Genomic DNA, 26,259 nt, shown 5'->3' on the forward strand with positions numbered 1-26,259 from the left:
TGAAAGACGGGCAAAACTTTGCTTGGGGCTCACCACGTTTTCAATCGTTATAGTTTAATAATAGCAAATATTCCGTTTTTGTCAAGAATTTTATAGAAAAAACAACAAAATCACCCCCAAGGAAACCCGCATCGCTCCTTAGGGGTGATCTTTTATTTGCGCAGTTTTTGAAAGAACTCTTGCAACAGGGCCTTGGCCTCCGCCTCATAGAAGCCTCGGTAAATATCCGGCCGGTGGCTGTAGGGCAGGGCGAACAGATCCAGAGCGGTGCCGCAGCAGCCCGCTCGCTCGTCGTCCGCGCCATAGACCACCCGGTTTATGTGGGAGTTGATAATGGCCCCTGTACACATGGGACAGGGCTCTAAGGTGACGTACAAGTCGCAGCCGGTAAGCCGCCACGTGCCCAACGCCTGGCAAGCCCGGTGAATCGCCTCGACCTCGGCGTGGGCCAGGGCGGTCTTATCCGCTTCCCGGCGGTTGCGGCCTTCCCCGATAATCTGCCCTGCTTTCACCACCACCGCCCCCACGGGGACCTCCCCAGCGGCGGCGGCTTCCCGGGCCAGCTCTAAAGCCCGGAGCATCCATTCCTTCTTGGGCAGGAAGGCCCTCTCCAGCATCATGCCACAAAAAACAGGCTGAGGGTGTACAGGGCCATCAGCCCTGCCGCCACCCAGAAGGCTGGCGCGCGGACAATGGCGGAAGCGCTCTCACCCGCTTTAAGGGGATAGGCAGGGCCGTCATAGCGGGGAGAGCCCGCCGAAATGAACATGCCCCGCTTGAAAATCAGCAGAAGCAGCAGGGACAAAAGCCCCAGCAGGATGGGGACGAACACAATCAGGTTGCTGATTAGAATGCTCATATCCCCAAAAAGGAAATCCGCATGGCTGCCCAGCACAGCGATAAGGTTATTCAAGCCGTGGATGAGCACCACCAGCCACAAATTGTTTGTCCTAGCGTAGAGAAAGCCCAGCGCCAGCCCGGAAATCGTGGCAAACACCACCGTGGAAAAATCCAAATGGGCCATTCCAAACACCAGTGCCGAGGCCACAATGGAAAAGCCCAGGCCATATCTGCGCAGCGAGGAGAGGATTACCCCCCGGAAGGCAAACTCTTCCATAAAGGGAACCAGCACCGCCACCACAGCGATTTCCAGCAGGATGGACGGCCAGGCTTCCCCCTGGGCGGTATAGCCCCCAGAGGAACTGTACCCAAAAAGGCCAAAAAACTCCTGTACAAACAGGGCGGGGTAATTCCCCAGCAGGGAGATGGCCAGGCCAGCCAGCACACAGAGCAGCCCCCCTGTAAAGCCCACCCGCTCAAACTTCAGATAATGTGCGGGGTCTTCCTTCCGGAAGAGCAGGTATGCCGCGAAGGGCAGCGCCGTGGCCAAGGGCACCAACACGGCGGAAAGCCATTGATATCCCATGGCGTTGGTGAGGATATCCACTCCCAGCACAGACAGCAGGAGCATCAGGGGAATCTGCCACACAAAGGAAAGCCCCGTCTGCGCTAAGGAGAGCAGGCACATATGGTTTAGCGTATGGGAAGCTTCCCTGCGCCGGGGATCCTCCTGCTGCAGGCTGAAGGGAGGCGCATAACTGGGAGCGCTTTGCCAAGGCGCAGGGAAGCCTTGCGCAGGAGCCTGGGGCGGCACGCCCTGGGACCAGCCCTGAGCCGGGGCCTGGGGCGGCGCGCCCTGGGGCCAGCCTTGCACCGGGGCCTGGGGCGGCACACCCTGGGGACAGACTTGCACCGGAGCCTGGGGCGGCGCGCCCTGGGGCCAGCCTTGCGCCGGGGCCTGGGGCGGCACGCCCTGAGGCCAGCCCTGCGCCGGAGTCTGGGGCGGCACACCCTGGGGACAGCCCTGCGCCGGGGCCTGGGGCGGCACGCCCTGGGGCCAGCCCTGAGCCGGGGCCTGGGGCGGCACGCCCTGAGGCCAGCCCTGAGCCGGAGCTTGAGGCGGCACGCCCTGGGGCCAGCTTTGTGCCGGGGCCTGGGGCGGCGCACCCTGGGGCCAGCCTTGGGCCGGGGGTTCTGTGGGAGGAAGGTTGTAATCGTTCACGGAGTCAGCCTCCTTTCTATGGGTTATAGGAGCTGGCACAGCTTCTGGGAAAAATCAGAGGGGTCTTCCAGGGAGATGCCCTCGATGAGCAGGGCCTGGTCATACAGCACCTCCGCGTAGAGCTTCAGCCGGTCCTTGTCCTTGGCGTACAGCTCCTGCAGCCGCTGGAAGATGGGGTGCTCCCCGTTTATCTCCAACACCCGCTGTGCTTTGATTTTCTCCTGGGCGGGCATGGCATTGATGACCTTCTCCATTTCCGTGGAGATCATGCCGTCGGTGGTGATGCACACAGGATGGCTCTTCAGCTTGCCGGAGACCCGCACGTCCTTCACCTTGTCCCCCAGGGCGTCCTTCACAAAGGCCAACAGGTCCTTGTTTTCCTCCGCAAGCGCCTGGGTCTTCTCCTTTTCCTCGGCGGACTCCAGCTCCAGGTCATCGGCGGAGATATTGCGGAACTCTTTGTCATCATACTTCATCAGCATGCGCAGGGCGAACTCATCCACGTTGTCCATCAGGCACAGCATCTCGTAGCCTTTTTCTTGAAGAGCCTCCGCCTGGGGCAGGCCCAGGATGCGCTCCACGGTCTCCCCGCAGCCGTAGTAGATGTACTTCTGCTCCGGCTTCATCCGGGAGACATACTCCTTTAAGGTGGTGAGCTTCTTCTCCGCGGAGGAGGTAAACAGCACCAAGTCCTTCAATTCGTCCTTTTTCGCACCGTAGTTGTCGTACATGCCGTACTTCAGCTGCAGGCCAAAGGCCTTCCAGAACTGCTCGTACTTCTCCCGGTCGTTGTTCAGCATGGATTGCAGCTCAGAGGCGATCTTCTTCTCCAGCCGGCTGGCGATGAGCTTCAGCTGCCGGTCATGCTGGAGCATTTCCCGGGAAATGTTCAGGGACAGGTCCTGGGAGTCCACCAGGCCCTTCACAAAGCTGAAGCAGTCCGGCAGCAGGTCGGCGCACTTGTCCATGATGAGCACGCCGCTGGCGTAGAGCTGCAAGCCCTTCTCGTACTCCCGGGTATAGTAGTCCATGGGAGCATGGGAAGGGAGGAACAGAAGGGCCGTGTAGGTGGCGGCGCCCTCGGTGGAAGAGCGGATGACCTTTAGGGGGTCCTGCCAGTCGTAGAACTTCTCTTTGTAGAAGGCGTTCAGCTCTTCCTCGCTGACCTCGCTCCTGGACTTCTTCCAGAGGGGGGTCATGCTGTTGAGGGTTTCCACCTCGGTGTGGGTCTCGTACTCCGGCTCCTTGCCATCCACGCCGGTGCCCTCCTTCACATGGGTGTGGGAGACCTCCATGCGGATGGGATAGCGGATGTAATCGGAGTACTTCTTCACCAGCTGCTGGATGCGGAACTGGTCCAAAAACTCGCTGTAATTCTCGTCCTCGGTGTCGGCTTTCAGGTGCAGGGTGATGGTGGTGCCCCGGTCCGCTTTTGTCCCAGGGGTGATCTCATACCCTGCAAGCCCCTCGGACTCCCAGTGCCAAGCCTCGTCTGCGCCAAAAGCCCTGGTGTCCACGGTGACCTGGTCGCTGACCATGAAGGCGGAGTAGAACCCCACGCCGAACTGGCCGATGATGTCCACATCCTCCTTCTGCTCCGCCTCCTGCTTGAACTGGAGGGAGCCGCTGCGGGCGATGACGCCCAGGTTGTTGTCCAGCTCCTCCTGGGTCATGCCGATGCCGTTTTCGGTGATGGAGAGGGTGCGAGCCTCCTTGTCCACATCCAGGCGGATGAAAAAGTCCTCCCGGGAAAGGCCGGTGGCCCCATCCTCCAAGGTGCGGTAGTAGAGCTTGTCAATGGCGTCGCTGGCGTTGGAGATCAGCTCCCGCAGGAAGATCTCCTTGTGGGTGTAGATGGAGTTGATCATCAAGTCCAGCAAACGCTTGGATTCTGCCTGAAATTCTTTCATTGCCATGGTTTCAAATTACTTCCTTTCCAATATAGAACAGACAGCCCAAAGGGCTGAGTGCAAGCAAAAAATCAGCGGCCCGCCTGGAAGGGGCGCTCATCGTGGAAGCGGAGGTTGTTCAGCTGCTCCTTCTCCCGGATGGTCTCCTCCATGTCGATGCCGTAGAGGTTTGCCAGGCACAGGACAAAGTACATCACGTCCCACAGCTCCTCATCCAGGGTGCCCTTGATGGGCTGGCCGGGCTTGCGGAACTTCCCGTGAAAAATGGCCTCGGAAACCTCCCCCACCTCTTCCACCAACTTGAGGAAAAAATTGTGCTTCAACCGCTCCTCCTGGGCCTCCCGCTGGGGGCCTGGGGGCAGGCTGTCCAGGGCCAAAAAGCCCAAATCCTTCTGGCGCAGGTAGTTTTGCAGGTATTTCACCGTGGTGTTGCCATCCATAAAAAGGCCCTCCTCACTGCTTTACGGCCGCCACCAGCAGCATCATGGGGCGCCGCAGCTCGTCCTTCATGCCGGGGAGGTCCATCATCCGCTGGGGCGGTTTGGGCTCCACCACCCGCCGCAGGGAAAAGCCCCCGGTAAGCAGGGTGTCCAGATAGGTGGTGAGGGTGCGGTGGTACTTCACCACGTTCTCCCCCAGGAACACGGCCTGGCGCTGCCCCTCGTAAAAATAGCGGTCCACGGGGAAGTGAAGGATGTTGCCCTGCTCATCGTAGTACCAATCTTGATTGCCGTAGGCGGTGAAGATGGGGTGTTCCACTGAGAAAACGAAGTCCCCTCCTGGCTTCAGCCAACCCCGGACCTTTTCCACAAAGGCAGGGAAATCCGTTAAATAGTGGATGGCCAGAGAGCTAAACACCAAATCGAAGCTCTCTGGGGGAAAGTCCACTTCCTCTATGGAGGCGTGGACATATTCCACCTGGGGGAAATGGGTCTTGCCCCGGGCCACTTCCAGCATCTTTTCGGACAGGTCCACCCCGGTGACGCGGGCGGCCCCGTGCTCCGCCGCATAGACGCAGTGCCAGCCGTAGCCGCAGCCTAGATCCAGCACCGTCTTCCCTTGAAAATCCGGCAGGAGCTTCTGTAGGTCTTCCCACTCTCCAGCGCCGGCCAGGCCTTGCTGGGAACGGCTCATCTGGCTGTACTTCTCAAAAAAGACGGGGTCGTCGTAGCGATTCTCTTTCATACAGGGCACCTCAAAACCTCTTGTTCATCAAGATAGATTCAAATTTTATTGTAATACAAAACCGCCCCTGTTGCAAGGGCGGTCCTGGTTTCTTTACAATTTGGAAATATTCCCTATTTCAGCTCGGCAATGGTGACGCCGCTTTCCCCTTCGCCATAGGTGCCAAGGCGGAAACTTTTCACCTGGGCGCACCGGCGCAGGTGCTGCTGCACGGCCGCCCGCAGGGCGCCCGTGCCCTTGCCGTGGATGATGGTCACCTGGGAGAGGTGCATCCGAGCGGCCCGGTCCAGGAAGCTGTCCACCTCCATCAGGGCCTCCTCCACAGTCTGGCCCCGCAGGTCCAAGCTGGAAGAAGCCTCCGGCGTGGAGACGCTCTTGGTCACGGTGCGGCCAGGATTCTTCTTTTTCAGCTGCCGTTTGCTCATCAGGCGGATGTTGTGCAGGGGCACCCGGGTTTTGATGATGCCCGCCTGCACCAGCACCATGCCGTCCTTGGGCTCCTCCAGCACAGTGGCCTCTTTGTCGATATCGTAGAGGAGCACATCGTCCCCCACCACCAGGGGCCGGGGCAGCACATAGTTGTCATCCCGCCGCTGGTGCACCGGGTCGGAAGAGCTTTCCAAGTCTTTCATGCCGGAACGCAGGCGGGCTTTCTGCTCGGCAGAGAGCTGCTTGTTCTTCTGGCGGCGCAGCTCCTCCAGCTCATTGACCAGGGCGTCTGCCCGCTGGCGCGTCTTTTGGACGATCTGGGCGGCCTCCTGACGGGCGCGCTCCACCTCTTTCTTGGCCTGGGCCTCCGCCTCTTCCTTCAGGCGATCCGCCTCTTGGGCGCTTTGCTGGGCCTTGGCCGCGGAGGCACGCAGGGTTTCCAACTGGTCCTCCATTTTGCGGCGGTCTTCCTCCAGGCGGCCCACCACCTGCTCAAAGGCGTTGCTCTCCCGGCTGACCAGCTCCCGGGCCTGGTCTACGATGCGGGGGTCCATGCCCAGCCGCTGGGTGATGGCAAAGGCGTTGGACTTGCCCGGCACGCCGATGAGCAGCCGGTAGGTAGGCTGCAGGGTGGCCACGTCAAACTCGCAGCTGCCGTTCTCTACGCCGGGGGTCTGAATGGCATAGGCCTTCAGCTCTGCATAGTGGGTGGTACAGGCCAGGCGTACTCCCTTGCCCCGCAGCTCTTGGATGATGGCCTGGGCCAGGGCGGCGCCCTCCACCGGGTCGGTGCCGGCACCCAGCTCATCCAGAAGGATCAAGCTGCTGCTGTCCGCCACTTGCAGGATGCGGATGATATTCACCATGTGGGAGGAAAATGTGGAAAGAGACTGCTCGATGCTCTGCTCGTCGCCGATATCCGCCAGGATATGCCGGAACACGGACACCCGGCTGCCCTCCCCGGCGGGAACCATCAAGCCGCACATGGCCATGAGCGTCAGCAGGCCGATGGTCTTTAAAGCCACGGTCTTGCCGCCGGTATTGGGGCCGGTGATGATAAGGGCGTCGAAGGTGTCCCCCAGGGTAATCTCTGTGGGCACCACCTTCTCCTTGGCGATCAGGGGATGCCGGGCGGCGTGGAGAATGGTTTTCCCGTCCTCGCCGGTCTGGGGCACCACAGCCTTCATCTTGTAGGCCACCTGGGCCTTGGCGAAGATCAGGTCCAGCTGCACCGCATAGTTGTAGCTTTCAATGATGGAATCGGCAAAGGAGCCCGCTTCGCCGGAGAGCTCCAGCAAAATGCGGGAGATCTCCTCCTGCTCATCGGAGCGGAGGACCCGGATCTCGTTGTTCAGCTCCACCACGCTCATGGGCTCCACGAACACCGTGGCCCCGCTGGCAGAGGTGTCGTGGACCAGGCCGGGCACCTCCCCCCGGAACTCCGCCTTCACCGGGACCACATAACGTCCGCCCCGCTGGGTGACAATGTTCTCCTGCAGGTGCTTCTGGTGGGCGGGGGAACGGATGAGCTTGTCCAGCTGGTCCCGCACCCGCTGAGAGGCCGCACGAATCTTCCGCCGGATGGACGCCAGCGCCGGAGAGGCATTGTCCGCCACCTCTTCCTCGCTGACGATGCAGGTGAAGATCTTCTCCTCCAAATACTTGTTGGGGGCCAGCACCTGGAACCGGCCGGTAAGGGCCGTGCGGACGCTCTCGCTCTTGCTCCACCACTGGGTCAACCCCCGAATGGTCCGCAGGGTGGCGCCGATATCCAGCAGCTCCCGCAGACCCAAACCGCCCCCCGCCTGGGCCCGGCGCAGGGGATTGGTGACGTTCTTCATGCCGTAGAAAGAGGGCGCGCCAAATTTGGCCATGGCCACAAAGGCGGCGTCGGTCTCCTGCAGGAGCCACTGGGCTTCTCCGGCGGTGTGGACCGGCTCCAGCTTTCGGGCCAGCTCCGCCGCATCGGCGCTGGAGCACTCTCCAGCCACCATCTCTAAAATTTTATCCAGTTCTAAAGCTTTGGTATGCTTGTCCATAATCTCGATCCTTACAGCAATGCCCCGGGAGAGGTCCCGGCCCATTGCCCGATAATATTTTTTACAATAGGTTACGCTTCATCCAGCAGCTCCAGCGGGCAATCCAGCCCAAAGGACGGCAGGCAGCTTTGTCCGCCGCAGCAATTCACAGCGCCTCCTGCCGGCTTTTCCTGAACGCCCCGCTTACAGCAGGCTGTAGTAAAAGTCCAAGGTCTTGGGCCGGTGCTGCAGGATCTGCATGGTATAGGCCTCTGCCGCAGCAGCCAGCTCCTGCCGGGCACCGGAGGAAAGGTCAAAGGAGAAGATTTTTTCAAAGTCTGAAAAAACAATGTGGCGCATGGCTGTGAGAGCCGCCGGGGACAAGGGGGCGCAGGGGTCCCCATTGTCGAGATAGCAGCTTTTACAATAGATTTCTCCCCGGTTGACTTTAAAGTACATGCGCTCGCTTTCATAGGCGCCGCAATGGGCGCAATAGGCGATGCTGGGCATATAGCCCGCCTCGCTGAGCATACGCAGCTCTACGATGGCTTTCAACACCGCTTGGGGCCGTGTCCCCCTGCACAGAAAGTGCAGGGCATTGAGCACCAGCCGCAGGAAATCGGCGGACTCCACCCCTTCGGGCACCAGCTCCACCGCCAGCTGGCAGAAATACTGGGCCAAGGCCAGAGCAGTGATATCCCTGCGCAGGTCGAAGAACACCTCGATGGGGAAGGCCTCGTTTACATTGTATGTATCCCGCCCCCGGGAGAGCTTCAGGCGGGAGTAGCACAAAAGGCCGGTTCCGGCGTTTTTGCTGTCCTTTAAATTTTTGGCCCGGCGGGCAAATGCCCGCACAACGCCCTCATCCCTGGTAAGGATGGTCACCAGGCGGTCGCTCTCCCCCACAGTCTGCTCCTTGATGATGAGCCCCTGGGTCTTCAGCTGCATGCGGCGCCTCCCCGGCTGGACCTTTGCGCGCGTCCAGCCGATTTTTCATCTGCGAATAATGGATGTAGTCCTCCACCCTGCCTGTCCGGCAAAAAAGCTCCCATGCTTGTTTCACATCCACAAAGACTTCCCCCTTCCAAAAGGGCAAGCAGCCCCTTCTACAAGAAGAGTATTTGCGGAAGTTCCCCGGCTATGACAGGAAAAGATTTGTTTGTTCGACAGGCTGCGCCATCATTCGCGGCCTGTTTGTGCTTACCGCCCCCGTTGGCCGCCCTCAAAGCTCCAGATCCCTTTCTGAAAAGCCCAGGCTCTGCAGCGTCTCTGGGCGCTGGCGCCAGTCCTCCTTCACTTTTACCCAAAGCTGCAGGTTCACCTTGCAGCCAAAGAACCGCTCCAAGTCCTGCCGGGCGGCCGTGCCGATTTTTTTCAGCATAGCGCCGCCTTTGCCGATCAGAATGCCCTTGTGGCCGGGCTTTTCGCAATAGAGCGTCACGTCGATATCCAGAATACCGTCCCGGTCTTTCATGCGCTCGGTGACAGCCGCCACCCCGTGGGGGACCTCCTTGTCCAGCAGGCGAAGGGTCTTTTCCCGCACCAGTTCCCCGGCGATGACCCGCTCTGGCTGATCGGTGAGGGTGTCCTCTGGGAACAGGTGGCCGCCAGGCATGCACAAGCCTTTCAACTCAGAGAGAAGGTCCTCCATGCCGCTGCCATCCCGGGCGGAGACGGGCACAACCGCCTGGAAATCATACCGCCCTGCATACTGGGCGATCTGCTCCATGAGGACGCTCTTGTCCTCCAGCAGGTCAATCTTATTGATAGCCAGCACCGCGGGGATCTTCCCGCCCTGAAAGCGGCGGATGAGTTCCTCATCCGCTTTGGAAAAAGGGGCCCCCGCCTCTGTGACCAGCAGGCAGGCATCCACGCCGTCCACCGTGCGGGTAACCGATTTGACCATATACTCTCCCAGGGAGTTTTTCGCCTTGATAAGCCCTGGAGTATCCAGGAACACCAGCTGGTCCTCCCCTTGGGTGAGCACCCCCATAATGCGGGTGCGGGTGGTCTGGGGCTTGCGGGAAACAATGGCGATTTTCTCTCCCACCAGCCGGTTCAAAAGGGAGGACTTTCCCACATTGGGGCGGCCCACAATGGCGATAAACGCTGAGCGCTCCTCTGGCAAACCCTTATATTCCATAGTTTTATTCCCTTTCTGTACAGCACAAGGGGGCACCGCGGCAACCGCGGCGCCTCCCAAAGCTCACGATAATAACTCTACTTATTTTATTTCCCATGGCGGAGCCTGTCAAGGCGCTCTTCCACCCAAGCGGGCCCTAAAAAGACAAAACCCGCCGCCAACGCCAGGGACAGTGCCAAAAGCCCCAGCGAAAAGGGATGGCCCAAAATACCCCAGAGAAGGCGCCAAAGCTCTGGGCGGAACAGGATGAACACCCCCGCCAGCAGCGCCCCCACGGCGCTGAGAAGTACCGCCCCTGCCGCCACATCCTTGACGAAGCGGATATAGCGGTTTTGATTTTTCTGCGCGAAATCACAAAGTTTTTCCACGGCGGTGTTCAGCGCTTCCGCCGCCATCACCGCGCCGATGGCCAGCACCAGGCAGGCCATCTCCCCCCGGCTCAAGGAGAGCTGAGAGGCAAAAAACAGCACATACACCGCCATTACCAAATGGATGCGCATGTTCCGCTCTGATTTAAGGCAGGCGCCAATGCCCCGAAAGGCATCGGCAAAGCTCTGCCACACCCGCCGCTTGCCGGAAGGGCCGGTATTACTCACGGTTATAGGTGGCGTAGCTGGCGCTGGCAGGCAGGCCCAGCTCCCGCATGACCTGCTCTTCCTTCTCCCGCATGCGCACCCGGGCCAGGCCGCCGGCCTCGTGGTCATACCCCAGCAGGTGCAGCATAGAATGGGCTGTCAAAAAGCCCATTTCCCGCTCGAAGCTGTGGCCATAGGTTTTGGCCTGCTCCATGGCCTTGGGCACCGAGATGACGATGTCCCCCAGAATTTTGGCGCCGGTCTCGTGGTTGGTGTCATACTGGCCGTTCTCTCCCATGGGGAAAGAGAGCACATCCGTAGGGGCGTCGATATTCCTGTACTGCCGGTTCATCTCTTGGATCTGGTCGTTATCTACAAAGGAGACGCTGATCTCCGCAGAATCCTTAAATCCCTCCAGTTGGAGCACCGCGTGGCAGCAGCGCCGGATGAGCATGCGGATGCCCGTGGGGATTTTCACCGCTTTTTGCTGATTTGAAATGATGACTCTGATTTTTTCCATTCTCTGCACCGTTCCTTTCTCTGGGGCTGTTCCCGAAAAAATTTTTACAACTCTTCTCCCATGCTTACAGGGAAACTTCCTCTCATTTGGCAGAGCGGCTGGCCCGCTCGTAGGCGCGGATGATATCCTGCACCAGCTTGTGGCGCACCACGTCCTTCTCTGTAAAACGGAAAATGGCGATATCCTCCACACCTTTCAGGATGCGCACGGCCTCCTTTAAGCCAGAGCGCTTGCCGTCCGGCAGGTCGATCTGGGTCACGTCGCCGGTGATGACCATTTTGGAGTTGAAGCCCAGCCGGGTGAGAAACATCTTCATCTGTTCCCCAGTGGTGTTCTGGGCCTCATCCAAGATGATAAAGCTGTCATCCAAGGTGCGGCCGCGCATATAGGCCAAGGGCGCCACCTCAATACTGCCCCGCTCCACATAGCGCTGGTAGGTCTCTGCCCCCAGCATATCGAAAAGGGCATCGTACAAGGGACGCAGGTAGGGGTCCACCTTCTGCTGCAGGTCGCCGGGCAGAAAACCCAGCTTTTCCCCCGCCTCCACCGCCGGGCGGGTGAGGATGATGCGGTCCACCTGCTGGGCCCGGAAGGCGTTGACTGCCATGGCCACCGCCAGATACGTTTTACCGGTGCCGGCAGGCCCCACCCCAATGGTGATGGTGTTGTTCTTGATATCATCGCAATAGGTGCGCTGGCCCAGGGTCTTGGGCTTGATGGGCTTTCCCTTGCTGGTAACGCAGATGCAGTCCCCCGCCAGGCGGGCCACCTTGTCCTCGCTGTCCTCCCCCACCATACGGATGCAATACCGCACATTCTGTTCAGTGAGGGTCTCCCCGCTGCCGATGAGGGTGATCAGGCTTTTTACCGTGCGGGCAGCCTTATCCACCGCCTCTGGATCCTCCCCGGCGATTTTCAGCTCGGAGTCCCGCACCACCAGCGCCACGCCAAATTCCTTTTCAATCAGGCGGATATTCTCATCAAAGCTGCCAAACAGCTCTTCTGCCTGCTCCAGCCTGTCTAAATTGATCTTTTGCTCCAACTAAGCATATCTCCTGTTTTCTTGGGATTTTTTAGTTCTGGCAGACGCAAAAACTGACGTGCTCTGCCTTTATGAGCTATTATAACACAGGAAAGGAGAATACTTCAAGGGAAAACACTATGAATTTCCACCAAAATTTATTACCACAGTTGTGTCATTCAAACGAAATCTTTTTCACCACACCGATCTCCTCCTCGCAGCGGCACTTGGCCTGCAGCATACACATGCCGTTTTCCATCCAATAGGTGAGCTCCTCCTCTACCACCCGGCTTCCCTGGGGAAGTTCCTCCCGCTGCGCCCGGCGCAGCGCCAGCAAAGCCGCCTGCCGCAGTTCTTCCTCCTCCCGCTGGAAGACAACTTCCTGCAGCGGCTGCACCACGCTCTCTTCCCACGCCAGAGGAAGTTCGCGGCCCAGAGGGCTCCAGGCTGTGCTGTGGTGCCAGGTGCGGGTGTTTCCCGCCTGCTCCTGGTACAGTCCCAAGGGGATGCGCACGCCGAAAAGCAAGAGGGATCTCTCTCGCACAGCGCTGCCCACCGGGACCAACTGGGAGACTTCCTGGGGCACCTCCACCGTGAATTCCCGATAGGTCAGGGCCCGCACACTGCCTCGGGCGGCCCCCAAGGTCCTGGGGGGATCTTCCTGCTCCGGCCCATAGGGGTGGGCGCTCTCCACTGGGTACAGGCCCGCGATGAGCAGCTGCCCTCCCTGCACGGTGTCCCCCGGGGAGACCTCTGGACGCCCCCACTCCGCTTGGATGGAGAGGATGGTCCCCGCCCGGGAGGCCACCATGTTGGACCACTCCCGGTCATTGACCACCTGCGGAGCGGGGTCGGCCTCATTGACAGCCACCTCTAAAAAGCAGCCATCCTCGTTGACAGAGAGCCAGGCCGCCTCTTCCAAGTCATTTCGGATCGCCATTCCCGCGGCCTTGGCATCTAAGCCATAGAGAGAACACCCCAGGTAAACGCCGTTTTCCCGGGCGGCCTGCAGCACCTGGGCCTGGGTCAGGCGCTGGTCTCCCGTCACAGTCACACCCCAGCAAAAGCCGCTTAGGTACACATAGACGCCCACGCCCACCAGGGCGCCCAGGAGCAGCCCTTTCTGCTTTTGGAGACGGGCTGTAAAAAAAGGCAGCCCTCCCCGCTTGCGCAGGCGGGGATGGGCTCGGCACCGCCTGGCCAGGTCCCGGAGGTTCCTATACTCCCGGGGCCTTCCCCGCACCAACAGCCGCCCGTTTTCCCTCTGGAAGCCCCAGAACTCCACGCCCATCTTGGCCGCGGCGTTGAGAAAGCGGGCTCCATCTCCCTGAATCTCCATCTCGATCCAGCCAGTCAGCCAATGGGCTGCTTTTTCAAGCATGGTTTCCACCTCCTTTTGGGCTGGATTCCCCCTTTTGCCGAAGGGGCATGCCCCCCATTCCGTTTTCGCCATAGGCGTATTCCACCTGATGGATGGCGCCTTCAACAATCGCGGAGCTCTCCGTCAGGCGCACCAGCCGCAGGCCCCTTCCGCTGAACCGCAAAATCAGCCTGCCGCCCCGCAGGATCACCCGCTCGCTATCGTAGTCCACAATCCCATCGCAGCCATCCACCACAGCCCTGCGATTTCCGTGGAGCTCTACCACCGGGCTGCCCGCTCCCCGCGTTTCCATAGCCTGCCCCCTCTCTCCGTTTGAACACTACAAAATATATGTGGTCCGGCGGGAATGTATCCCACCAGGGGGGCATAGGGATGAAGGGGGCGGCAGGCCCCGGAAAGGAGCACGCCATGAAGCTGATCTCTCCCGCCAGGCCAGAAGGGGGCCTTTCCTGGAGAGCGTTGGGAAGCGCCCTGGCCCTAGTGAGCTTTGGAACAGCGCTGCTGGCCTACCCGGCCCAGGTGCGGGACAGCGTAGCCCAAAGCGCCCTGTATTGCCTGGTGTCCCTCACGCCCTCTCTGTTCCCCTTTATGGTCGCAGCCAGCTATGGGGTACGCTCTCAGGCAGGGATGCTGTTCGGGCGGGCATTGGGGCCGGCCGTGCGGCATCTGTTCCGTTTGCCCGCCTGCGCCGGGGCCACCCTGCTCTTGAGCTTTTTGGGCGGCTACCCCGCTGGGGCCCGGGGCATATCCCTCCTGCTGGAACAAGGGCGGCTCACCCGGGAGCAGGCCGGCCGGATGATGCTCTTCTGCGTGGCGCCGGGAGCGGCCTTTGTGGTGACCTTTCTAGGCTGCGGCGCTTTGGGAAGCCTGCGTTTGGGGTGGCTTCTCTTTTTCGCGGTGACCCTCTCTGGGCTGCTGCTGGGACTTCTCACAGGGCTGGGGAAGCCCCTTCCGGAAAAGGAGCCGCCGCAGCCAGGAGAGCCGGGAGGGCCGGCGCTGGTCCGTTCTGTATCCGATGCCTCTTCCGCTGTGGTAAAAATGTGCGGCTGCATTCTGCTGTTTGCCGGATTTACCGCCATTTTGCAGGGGAGCGGGGCCTTCCAGGCCCTGAGCCGCCTGCTGGCCTTTTCAGGGCTGGTCTCCCAAAAGGAGGCCGGGGTGCTGCTCTCCTTCCTGCTGGAGGTCACCGGAGGAACGGGCGAGGCCTCCCGCCAAGGGGGCGCGCCCCTGCTTTACGCCTTTGGTCTGGCCTTTGGCGGGCTGTGCGTACACTTGCAGCTTTTTTCCCTTTTCCCAGAATTCCCCCTTTCTAAGGGGAAATTCTTCCTATTCCGCCTTCTTCACGGTTTTTTGGCGTCGGGCATCTTTTTGCTGCTGGCGCGGCTGTTCCCCCCTCCTCCTCGGCTGGTGTGGGCCTCTTCGGAGGCGGAACTGGCCTTGGGGGGGTCCGCCTCTACGGCGGCAGGGGGGCTCTCTCTGTTCCTTATGTGCCTGGCATTCCTCGCCGCCCTGCCGCAGAGGGAGAAAGGTTCCAAAGAGTAGCCCGTTGCGCCGGGAACGGACTTGTGCTATAATACCTCTGGAATAGAAAGGCGCCGGTTCTTTTTTCGGCGCTTTGGAAAAGAGGGTTTCTTCCCATGGGCCTGTTTCAGAGAAAGAAAAAGCACCCGCTGTTTGGCGGGCGCATTCCTCCCAGCTGCGCCTATTGCCAGCACAACAGCGGAGGAGAGGGCCAGGTGGCCTGCGCCCTGCGCCGCCAGCCAGAGGGGGAGGCTTGCAAAAAATACCGGTACGACCCCCTTCTGCGGGAGCCCCGGGTGGCGCCCTCCCTGCGCACCTCCCAATACCGTCCAGAGGATTTTCAGCTGTAACCAAAAAGCCTTCGAGGTTTCCCTCGAAGGCTTTCCTTTTTCAGCGCTTCCTGCGTTGCACTCAGGGTTGGAGCAGCCGGGCCTTTAAGGCCTTGGTAGGGATGCCCTCCTGGGTAAACCGGAGCTCGTGCTCGGTAAGGATGTTCTCTGGGTCCCCGGCGGCGTGCAGGTCCCGGGTGTCAAAGTAGATTGCAAAGCCCGCCTCGGTGAGATAGCGCCGGGTGGCCAGGTACAGGTCGTCGTTGTCGGTCTTGAACCAGATCTCCCCGCCGGGGGCCAGCAGGGGTTTGTAGTGAAGCAGCTGGCGGGTGTGGGTCAGGCGGCGCTTGTGGCCCCGGGCGGTAGGCCAGGGGTTGCAGAAATTGATGTACAGGCGCTGGACCTTCTCCTCGGGAGAAAAGAGCTCTCCCAGCCGCTCAATATTATAAGCGCACAGGGCCACGTTGTCCGGCTGCTCTTCCCCGTAGGCCTGGGCAATGTTCCGCCGGCCCACGCCCAGAATGTCGTAGCTGATGTCGATTCCCAGGAAATTCACATCCCGGTGGGTGTGGGCGGCTTCGGCCAAAAAGACGCACTTGCCGCAGCCCAAGTCCAGGTGAAGGGGGCGCTTTTCCCCAAACACCGCCTCCCAGCTGCCCCGCTGCTGCTGGGGCTGTGCCACAAAATAGGGGCAGGCGGCAAGCTCCGGCCTGGCCCAAGTCTTTCTTCGTATGCGCATAGGTTCGCTCCTTGTGATAATGTACGCCTTATTATACCTGGGCCGGAAAAGGAAATCAAGCGGGGGCGTTGAATCCTGGAGAAACTTGATGTAAAATGGAGGTATTCGGAAAGGAGAAGAGCGTGCTATGAAAAAGTGGGCTTTAGCCTTAGAGGGCGGCTCCCTGCGGTGTATGTTTTCCGCTGGAGCTGTAGACGTCATGATGGAACAGGGGCTCTGGTCCGATGGGGTCTTCGGCGTGTCCGCCGGGGCGCTGACGGGGGTAAACTACGTCTCCCGCCAGGTGGGCCGCACCGCCCAGGTGAACTTGGACTACGTCAATGACAAGCGGTACCTGGGCCTGGGGAACCTGATCTTCAAAAAGAGCATTTTCAATTTCGACTTCCTCTTCGGGGAAATTTCCGACAAGCTGATCCCCCTGGACCGGGAAGCCTTTGCCGCTTCTCCCATGGGCTTTACCGCTGTGGCTACGGACTGCCGCACCGGCCAGCCGGTCTTTTGGGAGAAACACAGCTGCCAGGATATCTATGGGGCCATCCGGGCCAGCGCCAGCATGCCCCTTCTGGCCCCCACTGTGGAGGTGGAGGGCATCCCCTGCGTGGACGGGGGCGCCTCCTTGTCCATCCCCTATGCCCGCGCCTTGGAGGAAGGCTATGATAAGGTGGTAGTCATCACCACCCGGGAGCACGGTTACCGAAAACCCCAGACCCCTCGGGCGTTGGCCCGCCTTTACGCCAAGCACTACAAGCAGTATCCCCAGCTGGTGCGCGCCCTGCTGGAAACACCCCGGCGCTATGCCCGGGAGCTGGATGCGCTGGACCGCCTGGAGGCCCAGGGAAAGGTGTTCGTACTGCGCCCGCCGGAGCCGGTGACCGTCTCCCGCACAGAGCGGGACCTGATAAAGCTGCGGGCCCTGTACGCCCAAGGGCGGCAAGTCTGCCAGGAACAGTTGGAAGCGCTGGCCGGCTATTTGGAAGGCTGAAAACAGAAAGAGGCTCCCCCGCAAGGAGCCTCTTTCTTATTTTCCGATATTGCTCAAAATCTTGGCAGCCACAAAGCCGATGAACACGATAGGCACCACCAGCAGCTCGACAAGCAGCACAACAGCGATCTTCACCGCCACACCCCATGCCGCCAGCATGATGCAGACCTCTAGGGAAAGGCATACAACAGCCAAAACGGCCGGAAGCAGCCGCTCCATCCCGGAAAACGTGGGGGCCAGAGCGGGGAGCTTCTCCAGGCAGCGGCCAATCCACCAGTGGAACAGATAGCACACCAGCAGCTGCACCACGGGGATGAGAAACAGCGCCGCCTTGGGCATGGTGGCCACCACCTGCCCGTTGTTCCACTGCCGGGGAATGCTTCCCGGCAGGAAGGGGAACGCGAAGGCCGCGCCCACCAGTCCCAAAGCAAAAAAGAGAAGCTCCAGCCAATATGTTTTGACAAACGCTTTCATGAAAAACACTCCTTACAGCAGGACGATACCTGCTTCTTTGCAGAGGCGCTTTGTCTCCTCGTCCCACAGGGAGGCCTGTACCTCGCCGATATGTGCCTTGCCCAGCAGCAGCATGCACAGGCGGCTTTGGCCGATGCCCCCGCCGATAGTCAGGGGAAGCTCGCCGTTTAGGAGCATCTTGTGGAAGGGCAGCTCCCGGCGGTTGTCGCAGCCAGCTTCCGCAAGCTGCCTATCCAGGCTTTCCGGGTTCACCCGGATGCCCATGCTGCTGATTTCCAAGGCGCACTGCAGGGGCTCGTGCCAGAAGAGCAGGTCGCCGTTCAAGCTCCAGTCGTCGTAGTCGGGGGCGCGGCCGTCGTGGGGCTTGCCGCTTCTCAGCTTGCCGCCAATCTGCTGGATGAACACGGTCCTGTGCTTTTTGGTGATGACACCCTCCCGCTCCTTGGGGGTGAGCTGGGGGTACATGTCCTCCAGCTCCTGGGCGGTGAGGAAGAACACATCCCGGCACAGGTCGGTGTCCAAGCTGGAAAACTGCCACTTCAGCTCGTCCAAAGTGCCGCAGATGGCGCTGACAATCCGGCGGACGGTGTCCTTTAAGTAGGCCTCGTTGCGGGTGGATTCGTCGATGACCTTCTCCCAGTCCCACTGGTCCACATAGATGGAGTGGAGGTTGTCCAGCTCCTCATCCCGGCGGATGGCGTTCATGTCCGCCACCAGGCCGTTGCCCACGAAGAAGTTGTAGTCGTGGAGGGCCAGGCGCTTCCACTTGGCCAGGGAGTGCACCACCTGGCCCTCGATGCCCACGGCGGGGATATCGAAGCCCACCGGGCGCTCCACACCGTTGAGGTCATCGTTGAGTCCGGTGGCCGGGTCCACGAACAAGGGCGCAGTGACACGCTTTAAGTGCAGGGCTGCGCAGAGCTTAACCTGGAAGATATTCTTAATCAGCCCAATGGCCTTTTGGGTTTCGTACAGGCCCAGGGCGGGCTGGTAGCGTTCCGGCAGGATGGTCATAGTGGTTCCCCCTTGTTTCAAAATCCTTTTTATTATAGCAGGTTTTGACGGGGATGGGAAGGAATTTTTGCAGGAGGCGGCACCGCCGGCTGCAAGTTCAATCTTCGTCCCCGGCGGGGCGGCGCTTTTCCCGGAAGCTCTTTGCCAGGTACACCGCCAGGATGCTGGCCATCAGGCAGCCGGTGAGCGTGATGGCACCCCCAGAGGTGATCATGCCCTCCTCCAGCAGCGGCCCGCGGCCTGCCGCCAGAGAGGCCAGCTCCATCACCACCATGCACAGGCCGCACAGCCCCATGGCGAAAAAGAAGGTCTTCTGGCTCCTCCCCATGGGGTTGATATCCCGCAGGATGAACTCCCACCAGCACAGGGCAACGCTGCCCCAGATGAGCAGGATCGCCTCCCAAGGCCCCTGGGCCCAGGTGACGCCAAAGGCCTTGCACAGGGCCTCTAGGGCCAGGGCGGCAATTAAAAACACAAAGGCGTGCTTGAACACGTTGCCCCGCTGCCACAGCTGGCGTTCGTCTAACTCGGTTCGTTTTTTCACGGCGCACAACTCCTCTCACGGTTCCCAGAACAGCTGGTCCAAGGTCTTACCCAGGGCCTTGCAGATTTCCACGCAGAGCTTGATGGTGGGGTTGTAGTCCCCCCGCTCGATGGCCACAATGGTCTGGCGGGTGACGCCCACCGCCTCTGCCAAATCCTGCTGGGTCAGGCCCAGGGCCGCCCGGGCGGCTTTCATTTTCAAATTTTTTCCCATGGGCTCACCTCTCAAGAATATTGTATGCTTTAACAATCTAAAAGTCAAGTATATTTTACTTTTTACCTCACAAAAAAGGACGGGATAGAGCCCGTCCTTTTTCTTTTCAATGCTGTTAAGACTTTTTCTTGGAAGTGATCTTGGTCAGCCCGTAGACCAGCAGGGCGATGATGATGATGACCACAAAGATGCCCAGCATCCCTTTGCCCATAATGCCCAGGGCTTCTTCCACAGTTTGCCAATACTCAGGACCCATATCGTCTCTCCTTCCCGCGCAGCGCGCGTTCTATCCAAAACTTGCCAAAGCTTGTGTACCCAGGCTTACATGAAGAAGCCCAGGATGATGCCGCCAGCCACCGCAGAGGCCACCTGTCCGGAGACATTGGCACCCACAGCGTGCATCAGCAGATGGTTCTGGTTGTTGGCGGCAATCCCCATTTTCTCCACAATACGGGCAGACATGGGGAACGCGGAGATGCCCGCAGCGCCCACCATGGGGTTGATCTTGGTCTTGCTGAAGATATTCAGGATCTTGGCGAAGACCACGCCCGCAATGGTATCGAACACAAAGGCGAACAGGCCCAGGGCCATGATCATAATGGTCTGCAGGTTGACAAACTGATCTGCACGCATAGAGAAGGCAATGGTGATGCCCAGCAGCAGGGTGATCAAATTGGCCAGGTCGTTCTGAGCTGTCTCAGACAGGCGGTTGAGCACGCCGCACTCGCGGATCAGGTTGCCGAACATGAGGAAGCCCACCAGGGAAACAGAAGCGGGTGCTACCAGGCCAGCCACGAAGGTGACCATGATGGGGAACAGGATGCGGGTGGTCTTGGTGACCTGGTTGGGGCGGTACTCCATCTTGATGGCGCGCTCCTTCTTGGTGGTCACCAGCTTGATGGCCGCGGGCTGGATGATGGGCACCAAGGCCATGTAGGAATAAGCTGCCACCGCGATGGGGCCGATAAAGTTGGAGCCCAGCACTTGGCTTACCAGAATGGAGGTGGGGCCGTCGGCGGCACCAATAATGCCGATAGAGGCGGCGTCCTTCAGGTCAAAGCCCAGCAGGGCGGCCAGCACCACTGTCATGAAAATGCCGAACTGAGCCGCCGCGCCGAAGAGAAACATCTTCGGGTTAGAGAGCAGGGGCCCAAAGTCAATCATGGCGCCAATGCCGATGAACAGCAGCAGGGGGAATGCCTCTGAGGTGGAGATGCCCACCTCGAACAGCCACTGGATGATGCCATGGGTCTCTCCAGCGCCCTCCATCACCTGGTTGAGCACACCGGAGCTGGGCAGGTTCACCAAGATGGCGCCAAAGCCCATGGGCAGCAGCAGCGTGGGCTCATACTCCTTTTTGATGGCCAGCCAGATGAGCACTGCGCCCACCACATACATGACCGCCTGCTGCCAAGTGATGGATAGCAGGCCTTCCCACAAGAATTCCATTGTTTTCTTCATCCTTCCTTCTGTGTTAAAACAAATCTCTCCCGTTTATGGGGGATATAAAAAGAGACCCATGCCGCAAAGCACAGGTCTTGTCGTTTCAAGCTAAACCAGGGTGCGGGAACACCCAAGATGTTGACTTAGCTGCATGGGGCACCATGCCGACTACTCCCCCATATCGCTTGATAGTGTACCATGATTTCCGGGAGCTTGTCAAGAGCGGGAAATGGGCTTTCCTCCCAGGGAAAGCAGAGCCTTGTAACCGGATGTTTAGGGAACTTTCCGGGAATCTTCAAAAAACCTTCACATTTCCTTGCTATCCTATAACTGTGGTCAAGAAAAGGCCACAGGACAAAATCTTTTTCATTACATCCTCATTTTAACTCCTTACTTCCTCTTCAGGGGCCGCCTCCTCCCATGGGCGGCCCCTAACCCTTTTTTCACGCCTTTTTGCGGGCGGACGAGGGGGTCAGAACAGGCCTTCAAAGCTCTCCGGGACAGCGAAGTCCGCCAGGATTTCCGGCTTATGCCGCATGCTGTCCGCCTCTGTGATCTCCCGGATGACCCGGCAGGGATTTCCCGCGGCAAAGGTACGGGGCGGGATATCCCGGGTGACCACAGCCCCCGCGCCGATGACGCAGCCGTCCCCAATGGTGACACCGGGGCACACCACCACGTTGGCTCCCAGCCACACATTGTCTCCAATGTGGACAGGTTTGGCCCAGCACAGGCGCTTGGGCTTCCCATCGGGGCCCAAAAGGGCATTGCGCTCCTCTGGAACCATGGGATGCACGGGGGTGACAATGGTGACGTTGGGGCCGAAATTGCAGTTATCCCCAATGGTCACCTCCCCATCATCCTGGATGGTGAGATTGAAATTTCCAAAAAAGTTTTTGCCGATTTTGGTGTGCTTCCCGTAGTGAAAAGCGATAGGCCCCTGAATCCGCACGCCCTCTCCCATTTCGCCCAGGATTTCCTGAAGGATTGCGGCCCGTTTCTCAAACTCATCCTCATGGGTTTGGTTGTAATCCACGTCTAAATTATGGGTCTTACGCTTAATCGCCACCAGCTCTGGGTCCCCAGGGCAGAACACAATGCCTTTGTATATCCTCTCTTCTTCTTTGACCATTGCAGCGGCCGCCTTTCCACAAAATTTGAACTGCAAGCTCAGTATAGCACTCCCCCTCCGCTGGTACAAGGGGGCAAATGGCGCATTGCGCTTTTTCCTTTTCCATATTATAATGAAAGCAAAGATCCGGCAGGGCCTTGTTCTGCCGGAAGGGGGAACCGATTTTGAAGGAACTGGAAAACGACCGGCGCACCCGGCTGACAAAGGCGCTCATCCGGCAGGCCTTTACCAGCCTGCTGGAGGAAAAACCCATTCAACGCATTGCCGTAACCGAGCTTTGCCAAAGGGCGGGCATCAACCGCAGCACGTTTTACGCCCACTATGACGATATCTATGACCTGCTGCAGCAGATTGAGGAGGACATGCTCCGGGATTTCCAGCAGGCCCTGGCCCCCTTGCTGGAGGCGGACCTGGAGATGCTTTCCCCCTTGCAGATTACCACGGGCATCTACCGCTGCCTGAAGGACAATGCCGACCTGTGCACCGTCACCCTGGGGGAGCACGGGGACAAGGATTTCGCCCTGCGGCTTGTGAGCATTGGCCGGGAGAGCTATCTGCGGGCCTACTCCCGGCAGTTTCCGGCGGCCACACGCCGCCAGCTGGAGTATTTCTACGCCTTTGCCAGCGGGGGCCATATGGGGCTGCTACGCCAGTGGGTAGAGGAGGGGATGGCCGCCTCTCCGGAGGAGATGGCCCTGGCGGCTGAAAACATCATGCGCTATGGCATGGAGTTTTTGCAGGCCGCCCAGAGCTGACTGACCCGGGCACGCAGGAAAAGGAAAAAGCCCCGCCGCCAAAAAGCGCCCGGGGAAGCTTTCACAAAAAAGTCTCTTCCTGTTTTGCTTTTTCCAGGGGAGTGTGCTATAATGAAGATACCATTCAGGATGTAATTCTATGGAAAGGATAGGCGGTATTGCTATGGCATTGAAAGTTGGCATTCAGCTGTATTCCGTGCGCACGGAAATGGAAAAGGACCCCTTTGAGGCCATCCGCAAAGTGGCGGAGATTGGCTACAAAAATCTGGAGGTGGCAAACTCTCGGGCGGACGAGGACCCCGGCGTAGGCTTCGATGTGCCCGCAGACAAGCTTTTGGAGATTCTGGGCGGCTTTGGAGCCCGTGTGGTCAGCAGCCACCTGCGTCCCATCGACGAGAAAACCCTGCCGGGCATCATTGCGTACCACGGCAAGATCGGCAACAAATATATTGGACAGTCTGCGGACTTCTTCCCGGATTATGACACCCTGATGAAGCGGTGCGAATATTACAACCGCATGGGCAAGGCACTGGCCCCCCACGGGATGAAGTTCCTCTATCACAACCATTATCACGAGTTCCAGAAGCTTCAGGATAAATACGTCCTGTACCACATCATGGAAAACACGGACCCCCAGTATGTGGACTTTGAGCTGGACACATTCTGGGCCATGCGCGGCGGGGCGGACCCAGTGGAGGTCATCCGCCATCTGGGCAGCCGGATGAAGCTGGTGCACCAGAAGGACTTCTCCAAGACCACGGACTCCCCCATCAACATTTTCTCTGTCAAAGATCCCACAGTGCCCATCGGCCGGGAGAACTTTGGCGGCGTGCACAAGCCGGAGGATTTCTGCGAGGTGGGCACGGGCATCATGCCCATTCAAGATATTTTGGACGCGGCCAACGGAGTGGGCGCGGAGTACGTCATTTTGGAGCAGGACTTCACCCAGCTGCCCCCCATGGAGAGCATTCAGGTGAGCATGGACAGCTTCCGCAAATACAACGGCATTGAGTGGAACTAACGGATTACAACATTCCCTCCTTTTTGCAGGCCGCCGGGCGGGGCAAGCGTTCCTGTCCGGCGGTTTTTCTGTTTCAAAGCGGGGATAGGAAAGCCGGCAGCGGCATAGACTGAAGTTGAATTGTGAGAAAGGATGGTGCCATATGGCGTTTCGGGAAATTTCGGTGGAGGAGCTAAAGGACAATCCCTTCACCCTGATTAACAAGGACTGGATGCTTATTACCGCTGGAAACAGGGAGAAGCACAACACCATGACCGCCAGCTGGGGCGGCGTGGGGGAACTGTGGGGCAGATATGTCTCTACCATCTACATCCGGCCCCAGCGCTACACCCTGGAGTTTGTGGAGCGGGAGGACTATTATTCCCTCTGCTTCTTCGGGCCGGAGTACCGGCAGGCCCTAAACCTGTGCGGCAGCAAATCCGGCCGGGAGGTAGACAAGGACGCCGCCACCGGCCTGACGCCTTGCTTTGATGAGGCGGCCCCCTACTACGAGCAGGCCCGGCTTGTCTTTCTTTGCCGCAAGCTGTACCGCCAGGATTTGGAGGAAGGCTGCTTCCTGGACAAGGGCCTTTTGGAAAAGTGGTACGACAACGACCTGCACCGCATGTTTATTGGGGAAATTGTGAAGGTGCTGGAGAAGGAGTAAGCCCTTATTCCGCCAGCCAAAGGCACGCAAAAAGGACATCCGGGCAAAACCGGGATGTCCTTTTTTGATGCTGGATTGTGCCTCTTTCGGATAGAAAGGCGCTTACACGCCAAAGTCCTCTGGCAGCAGCAGTTCCAAATCCCGCTGCTCTTCCGGGGCGCGGACGTTCCGCCGGGAACAGGCGATGACCGCCTCCTCCACCTTGTTGCGGGCCATGCGGCCGTTGCCGTTGGTGCGGGAGTCCCCGCTGCGCTGCTGCTCTTCGTAATAGGCAGTCAGCGGCGCCTCGCAGGAGGGCGCCAGACGGTAGCCCTTCCCCCGCACGATGCTCTTGGTGATCTCCCACAGCTCCTGGGCGGTGTAGTCCGGGAACTCGATGATATTGGGGAAACGGGACTTCAGCCCGGAGTTGGCTTGAAGGAACTCCTCCATTTCCCGGGAGTAGCCCGCCAGGATGACAATGAGGTCGCTGCGGTGGTCCTCCATGCCTTTGACTAGAGTGTCGATGGCCTCCAGGCCAAAGCTGTCATCCTTGCCCCGGTAGAGGGAGTAAGCCTCGTCGATAAACAGGACCCCTCCCAAGGCGGACTGGATCGCCTTCTGGGTCAGGGGGGCGGTATGGCCCACATACTGGCCCACCAGGTCCGCGCGGGTGACCTCCACCAGCTGGCCGCCCTGCAGCACGCCGATGGCCTTTAAGTATCGGGAGACAATGCGGGCCACGGTGGTTTTCCCCGTGCCCGGATTGCCTGTAAAAATCATGTGCATAGAGGGGGAATCCGCCTTCAGGCCCCGCTCCCGCCGGAGCTGCTGGATCTTGAAGTTGTCCTCCAGAGAGAGGATGTAATCCTTTACCGGCTGCAAACCCACGATTTGGGAGAGCTCCTCCTTGACGGCAGCCACTGCGGCCTCTCGGGCTCCGGAGGCGTCCTTCTCCCCCACCTGCACGGTGAGCCCCGCCTGGGTGTACTCCGCCCGAAGGGCATCCCCTTCCGCGAAAAGCCGTCCCTCCACCGGCCCCAGTGCCTTGTGGAGCTTCTCCTCGCTGAGGGCACGGTAGAGCCGGTCCGCCCCCTCCTTCAGGGCATAGGCCCCCTGGTCCGGGGTGAAGCGGTCCGCCAGGGCCCCCACCTCCGCCTCTCCGAAGGAGAGCTTCATTTGCAGCTGCTTTTGGCAGCGCTCCTGCAAGCTGGTCAGTTCACGCCGGGCGATCTCCTCTAAGGACTCCCGGGTAAAGGGTTTTGTCTGGCATTGGTCGTCCAGGGCCGCCAGGAAAGGCGCCCCAAAGGCGTCCGCCAGCTTGGAGGCGGGCTGGTCCGTCAACAGGAACAGGTACTTCCCCGCCGCGGACAGGGTGGACACCGCCCCCGGCACCAGGGCCGTACCGATCTCCACCAGCATGCCCTTTTGCTCGGCGTAACGGCTGGGCAGAGGGATGGAACCCTGCCGGAACAGATCCCCCACCATGGAGAGCACCGAGGTATGGCAGCGCTCCCAATGCTCCAGCAGCAACGCGGAGGCCCCGCTTTTCACGGCAGCGTAAAAATCCTGGATAAACAGCTTTTCCGAGCCGGGGGCGGCGTAGCGGGACAGGTCCAGCAGCGCTGTCTTGGGGCTTTTCAACACCCCCTGCCGCCCCAGCGACGCGGTGACGCACCGCAAGGCGCTGTGCCGCCCTGTGCCGTGGGGCCCCAGCACCGCCGCCCGGCACAGGGGCGCCCCCTCCTGGCTGCCTGCCACAAAGGGGCGTTTATAGGCGATGAGCAGGCTGTCCAAAAACTCCTCCTGGCCCAGCACCAGGGCGCCGGCCTCCTGGCGGGCCACCTGAAAGGCCATATCCATGTCCACCGGCGCGCCGCTGTTCCGGACCACGGCTTGGGTGTCGATACCGTCGGCCTGGAGATGGCGCTCCAAATCCGCCATATCCGCCTTGGCCTCCCGGGTCAGCCGTTCCAGGCTTTCCTGCAGGGAACCGGCCAAGCTGTCTCCCACGCTCTCCACCGCGTCCAAAGCCTGCTGCGCCTGCTGGGCATTGACAGCCGCCTGAGACAACGGCCCAGCCCCCTCAGCGGGCTTGGGGGCTGGCCGCGGATCTTTCTTCTCCTTTTGGGAATCCTGAGGCAGAGAGCTTTTAAAATGCAGCCTGCCGCCCCGGAACATAGACTCCAAAATGGAATCAATATCGTTTTTCATAGGGACACG

28 protein-coding genes are annotated in these 26,259 nt (G+C 59.9%); 6 read left to right on the forward strand and 22 right to left on the reverse strand.

Annotated features, from left to right (window positions below):
* Nucleotides 1–152: 152 nt before the first annotated feature.
* The 13 genes from ODJ80_RS08380 to ODJ80_RS08440 form a co-directional block, all read right to left on the reverse strand.
* Nucleotides 153–620, reverse strand: coding sequence for a nucleoside deaminase (locus ODJ80_RS08380; RefSeq protein WP_263041734.1), 468 nt, complete (start codon nt 618–620; stop codon nt 153–155).
* Nucleotides 617–2,062: a CPBP family glutamic-type intramembrane protease gene (locus tag ODJ80_RS08385; RefSeq protein WP_263041735.1), complete on the reverse strand. Its 1,446-nt coding sequence runs from the start codon at nt 2,060–2,062 to the stop codon at nt 617–619. Before ODJ80_RS08385 ends, ODJ80_RS08380 begins: the two co-directional genes overlap by 4 nt.
* A gap of 23 nt (nt 2,063–2,085) precedes the next feature.
* Nucleotides 2,086–3,978, reverse strand: a complete 1,893-nt coding sequence (htpG, locus tag ODJ80_RS08390) for a molecular chaperone HtpG (RefSeq protein ID WP_263041736.1) — start codon at nt 3,976–3,978, stop codon at nt 2,086–2,088.
* Nucleotides 3,979–4,043: 65 nt separating this feature from the next.
* Complete coding sequence (locus tag ODJ80_RS08395) at nt 4,044–4,412, reverse strand: MazG nucleotide pyrophosphohydrolase domain-containing protein (protein WP_263041737.1); 369 nt, start codon at nt 4,410–4,412, stop codon at nt 4,044–4,046.
* Between the two features lie 13 nt (nt 4,413–4,425).
* Complete coding sequence (locus ODJ80_RS08400) at nt 4,426–5,157, reverse strand: class I SAM-dependent methyltransferase (RefSeq protein ID WP_263041738.1); 732 nt, start codon at nt 5,155–5,157, stop codon at nt 4,426–4,428.
* Between the two features lie 113 nt (nt 5,158–5,270).
* Nucleotides 5,271–7,625, reverse strand: coding sequence for an endonuclease MutS2 (locus ODJ80_RS08405; protein ID WP_263041739.1), 2,355 nt, complete (start codon nt 7,623–7,625; stop codon nt 5,271–5,273).
* A 183-nt stretch (nt 7,626–7,808) separates the two neighbouring features.
* On the reverse strand, nt 7,809–8,552 hold the full coding sequence (gene recO, locus ODJ80_RS08410) for a DNA repair protein RecO (RefSeq protein WP_178864653.1): 744 nt from the start codon (nt 8,550–8,552) through the stop codon (nt 7,809–7,811).
* Nucleotides 8,553–8,826: 274 nt separating this feature from the next.
* Entirely contained in the window at nt 8,827–9,747 is a 921-nt protein-coding gene (gene era, locus ODJ80_RS08415; protein WP_263041740.1) for a GTPase Era, read from the reverse strand.
* Between the two features lie 86 nt (nt 9,748–9,833).
* Entirely contained in the window at nt 9,834–10,343 is a 510-nt protein-coding gene (locus ODJ80_RS08420; protein ID WP_263041741.1) for a diacylglycerol kinase family protein, read from the reverse strand.
* Nucleotides 10,336–10,842 carry an rRNA maturation RNase YbeY gene (ybeY, locus tag ODJ80_RS08425; protein WP_178864650.1) on the reverse strand — a complete coding sequence of 169 codons (507 nt, stop codon included), beginning with the start codon at nt 10,840–10,842 and terminating at the stop codon, nt 10,336–10,338. The genes ODJ80_RS08420 and ybeY overlap by 8 nt, the downstream gene beginning before the upstream one ends.
* A gap of 82 nt (nt 10,843–10,924) precedes the next feature.
* Nucleotides 10,925–11,884 (reverse strand): PhoH family protein, encoded by a 960-nt coding sequence (locus ODJ80_RS08430; RefSeq protein ID WP_263041742.1) that lies wholly within the window; start codon nt 11,882–11,884, stop codon nt 10,925–10,927.
* Nucleotides 11,885–12,038: 154 nt separating this feature from the next.
* Complete coding sequence (locus ODJ80_RS08435; RefSeq protein ID WP_263041743.1) at nt 12,039–13,244, reverse strand: sporulation protein YqfD; 1,206 nt, start codon at nt 13,242–13,244, stop codon at nt 12,039–12,041.
* Nucleotides 13,237–13,536: a YabP/YqfC family sporulation protein gene (locus ODJ80_RS08440; protein ID WP_263041744.1), complete on the reverse strand. Its 300-nt coding sequence runs from the start codon at nt 13,534–13,536 to the stop codon at nt 13,237–13,239. The genes ODJ80_RS08435 and ODJ80_RS08440 overlap by 8 nt, the downstream gene beginning before the upstream one ends.
* 116 nt (nt 13,537–13,652) lie before the next feature.
* On the opposite strand from ODJ80_RS08440, the gene ODJ80_RS08445 reads away from it, so the two are divergent.
* Together ODJ80_RS08445 and ODJ80_RS08450 are read left to right on the forward strand one after the other, a co-directional pair.
* Entirely contained in the window at nt 13,653–14,786 is a 1,134-nt protein-coding gene (locus tag ODJ80_RS08445; RefSeq protein ID WP_263041745.1) for a hypothetical protein, read from the forward strand.
* Between the two features lie 95 nt (nt 14,787–14,881).
* The gene (locus ODJ80_RS08450) at nt 14,882–15,115 is read left to right on the forward strand and encodes a hypothetical protein (RefSeq protein WP_263041746.1); all 234 of its coding nucleotides are present in this window, start codon (nt 14,882–14,884) and stop codon (nt 15,113–15,115) included.
* 61 nt (nt 15,116–15,176) lie between these two features.
* Here ODJ80_RS08450 and trmB read toward each other — a convergent pair whose 3' ends face one another.
* Nucleotides 15,177–15,833, reverse strand: coding sequence for a tRNA (guanosine(46)-N7)-methyltransferase TrmB (gene trmB, locus ODJ80_RS08455; protein WP_178864645.1), 657 nt, complete (start codon nt 15,831–15,833; stop codon nt 15,177–15,179).
* 127 nt (nt 15,834–15,960) lie between these two features.
* On the opposite strand from trmB, the gene ODJ80_RS08460 reads away from it, so the two are divergent.
* Nucleotides 15,961–16,815, forward strand: a complete 855-nt coding sequence (locus tag ODJ80_RS08460; RefSeq protein WP_263041747.1) for a patatin-like phospholipase family protein — start codon at nt 15,961–15,963, stop codon at nt 16,813–16,815.
* Nucleotides 16,816–16,851: 36 nt separating this feature from the next.
* On the opposite strand, the gene ODJ80_RS08465 is transcribed toward ODJ80_RS08460, so the two are convergent.
* The 7 genes from ODJ80_RS08465 to ODJ80_RS08495 form a co-directional block, all read right to left on the reverse strand.
* Nucleotides 16,852–17,289, reverse strand: coding sequence for a DUF1648 domain-containing protein (locus ODJ80_RS08465; protein ID WP_263041748.1), 438 nt, complete (start codon nt 17,287–17,289; stop codon nt 16,852–16,854).
* A gap of 12 nt (nt 17,290–17,301) precedes the next feature.
* A complete protein-coding gene (asnA, locus tag ODJ80_RS08470) occupies nt 17,302–18,303 on the reverse strand; it encodes an aspartate--ammonia ligase (protein ID WP_263041879.1) in 1,002 nt (333 codons plus the stop codon).
* Between the two features lie 97 nt (nt 18,304–18,400).
* Nucleotides 18,401–18,847 carry a hypothetical protein gene (locus ODJ80_RS08475; RefSeq protein WP_263041749.1) on the reverse strand — a complete coding sequence of 149 codons (447 nt, stop codon included), beginning with the start codon at nt 18,845–18,847 and terminating at the stop codon, nt 18,401–18,403.
* 15 nt (nt 18,848–18,862) lie between these two features.
* Entirely contained in the window at nt 18,863–19,060 is a 198-nt protein-coding gene (locus ODJ80_RS08480) for a helix-turn-helix transcriptional regulator (protein WP_178864640.1), read from the reverse strand.
* 115 nt (nt 19,061–19,175) lie between these two features.
* The gene (locus tag ODJ80_RS08485; RefSeq protein WP_263041750.1) at nt 19,176–19,316 is read right to left on the reverse strand and encodes a hypothetical protein; all 141 of its coding nucleotides are present in this window, start codon (nt 19,314–19,316) and stop codon (nt 19,176–19,178) included.
* 65 nt (nt 19,317–19,381) lie between these two features.
* Nucleotides 19,382–20,509 carry a sodium ion-translocating decarboxylase subunit beta gene (locus tag ODJ80_RS08490; protein WP_263041751.1) on the reverse strand — a complete coding sequence of 376 codons (1,128 nt, stop codon included), beginning with the start codon at nt 20,507–20,509 and terminating at the stop codon, nt 19,382–19,384.
* Between the two features lie 466 nt (nt 20,510–20,975).
* A complete protein-coding gene (locus ODJ80_RS08495; RefSeq protein WP_263041752.1) occupies nt 20,976–21,635 on the reverse strand; it encodes a sugar O-acetyltransferase in 660 nt (219 codons plus the stop codon).
* A 164-nt stretch (nt 21,636–21,799) separates the two neighbouring features.
* On the opposite strand from ODJ80_RS08495, the gene ODJ80_RS08500 reads away from it, so the two are divergent.
* The 3 genes from ODJ80_RS08500 (at nt 21,800) to ODJ80_RS08510 (ending at nt 24,057) form a co-directional block, all read left to right on the forward strand.
* Complete coding sequence (locus tag ODJ80_RS08500; RefSeq protein ID WP_263041753.1) at nt 21,800–22,390, forward strand: TetR/AcrR family transcriptional regulator; 591 nt, start codon at nt 21,800–21,802, stop codon at nt 22,388–22,390.
* Nucleotides 22,391–22,553: 163 nt separating this feature from the next.
* Nucleotides 22,554–23,411, forward strand: coding sequence for a sugar phosphate isomerase/epimerase family protein (locus ODJ80_RS08505; RefSeq protein ID WP_263041754.1), 858 nt, complete (start codon nt 22,554–22,556; stop codon nt 23,409–23,411).
* Nucleotides 23,412–23,553: 142 nt separating this feature from the next.
* Nucleotides 23,554–24,057: a flavin reductase family protein gene (locus ODJ80_RS08510; protein WP_178864634.1), complete on the forward strand. Its 504-nt coding sequence runs from the start codon at nt 23,554–23,556 to the stop codon at nt 24,055–24,057.
* A 102-nt stretch (nt 24,058–24,159) separates the two neighbouring features.
* Here the strand turns inward: ODJ80_RS08510 and ODJ80_RS08515 are convergent, their stop codons facing one another.
* Nucleotides 24,160–26,250, reverse strand: a complete 2,091-nt coding sequence (locus ODJ80_RS08515) for an AAA family ATPase (RefSeq protein ID WP_263041755.1) — start codon at nt 26,248–26,250, stop codon at nt 24,160–24,162.
* Nucleotides 26,251–26,259 lie beyond the last annotated feature (9 nt).

It is taken from the genome of Acutalibacter sp. LFL-21, assembly GCF_025630755.1.
Lineage (GTDB): Bacteria > Bacillota > Clostridia > Oscillospirales > Acutalibacteraceae > Acutalibacter > Acutalibacter stercoravium.

Coding starts and splice junctions, on each gene's coding strand:
- ODJ80_RS08400 (WP_263041738.1), bottom strand. CDS start 5,157: ATGAAAGAGAATCGCTACGACGACCCCGTCTTTTTTGAGAAGTACAGC.
- ODJ80_RS08445 (WP_263041745.1), top strand. CDS start 13,653: ATGAAGCTGATCTCTCCCGCCAGGCCAGAAGGGGGCCTTTCCTGGAGA.
- ODJ80_RS08395 (WP_263041737.1), bottom strand. CDS start 4,412: ATGGATGGCAACACCACGGTGAAATACCTGCAAAACTACCTGCGCCAG.
- recO (WP_178864653.1), bottom strand. CDS start 8,552: ATGCAGCTGAAGACCCAGGGGCTCATCATCAAGGAGCAGACTGTGGGG.
- ODJ80_RS08515 (WP_263041755.1), bottom strand. CDS start 26,250: ATGAAAAACGATATTGATTCCATTTTGGAGTCTATGTTCCGGGGCGGC.
- htpG (WP_263041736.1), bottom strand. CDS start 3,978: ATGGCAATGAAAGAATTTCAGGCAGAATCCAAGCGTTTGCTGGACTTG.
- asnA (WP_263041879.1), bottom strand. CDS start 18,303: ATGACCATCCTGCCGGAACGCTACCAGCCCGCCCTGGGCCTGTACGAA.
- ODJ80_RS08510 (WP_178864634.1), top strand. CDS start 23,554: ATGGCGTTTCGGGAAATTTCGGTGGAGGAGCTAAAGGACAATCCCTTC.
- ODJ80_RS08505 (WP_263041754.1), top strand. CDS start 22,554: ATGGCATTGAAAGTTGGCATTCAGCTGTATTCCGTGCGCACGGAAATG.
- ODJ80_RS08465 (WP_263041748.1), bottom strand. CDS start 17,289: ATGAAAGCGTTTGTCAAAACATATTGGCTGGAGCTTCTCTTTTTTGCT.
- era (WP_263041740.1), bottom strand. CDS start 9,747: ATGGAATATAAGGGTTTGCCAGAGGAGCGCTCAGCGTTTATCGCCATT.
- ODJ80_RS08495 (WP_263041752.1), bottom strand. CDS start 21,635: ATGGTCAAAGAAGAAGAGAGGATATACAAAGGCATTGTGTTCTGCCCT.
- ODJ80_RS08460 (WP_263041747.1), top strand. CDS start 15,961: ATGAAAAAGTGGGCTTTAGCCTTAGAGGGCGGCTCCCTGCGGTGTATG.
- ODJ80_RS08435 (WP_263041743.1), bottom strand. CDS start 13,244: ATGCTTGAAAAAGCAGCCCATTGGCTGACTGGCTGGATCGAGATGGAG.
- ODJ80_RS08450 (WP_263041746.1), top strand. CDS start 14,882: ATGGGCCTGTTTCAGAGAAAGAAAAAGCACCCGCTGTTTGGCGGGCGC.
- ybeY (WP_178864650.1), bottom strand. CDS start 10,842: ATGGAAAAAATCAGAGTCATCATTTCAAATCAGCAAAAAGCGGTGAAA.
- ODJ80_RS08440 (WP_263041744.1), bottom strand. CDS start 13,536: ATGGAAACGCGGGGAGCGGGCAGCCCGGTGGTAGAGCTCCACGGAAAT.
- ODJ80_RS08490 (WP_263041751.1), bottom strand. CDS start 20,509: ATGGAATTCTTGTGGGAAGGCCTGCTATCCATCACTTGGCAGCAGGCG.
- ODJ80_RS08485 (WP_263041750.1), bottom strand. CDS start 19,316: ATGGGTCCTGAGTATTGGCAAACTGTGGAAGAAGCCCTGGGCATTATG.
- ODJ80_RS08405 (WP_263041739.1), bottom strand. CDS start 7,625: ATGGACAAGCATACCAAAGCTTTAGAACTGGATAAAATTTTAGAGATG.
- trmB (WP_178864645.1), bottom strand. CDS start 15,833: ATGCGCATACGAAGAAAGACTTGGGCCAGGCCGGAGCTTGCCGCCTGC.
- ODJ80_RS08380 (WP_263041734.1), bottom strand. CDS start 620: ATGATGCTGGAGAGGGCCTTCCTGCCCAAGAAGGAATGGATGCTCCGG.
- ODJ80_RS08480 (WP_178864640.1), bottom strand. CDS start 19,060: ATGGGAAAAAATTTGAAAATGAAAGCCGCCCGGGCGGCCCTGGGCCTG.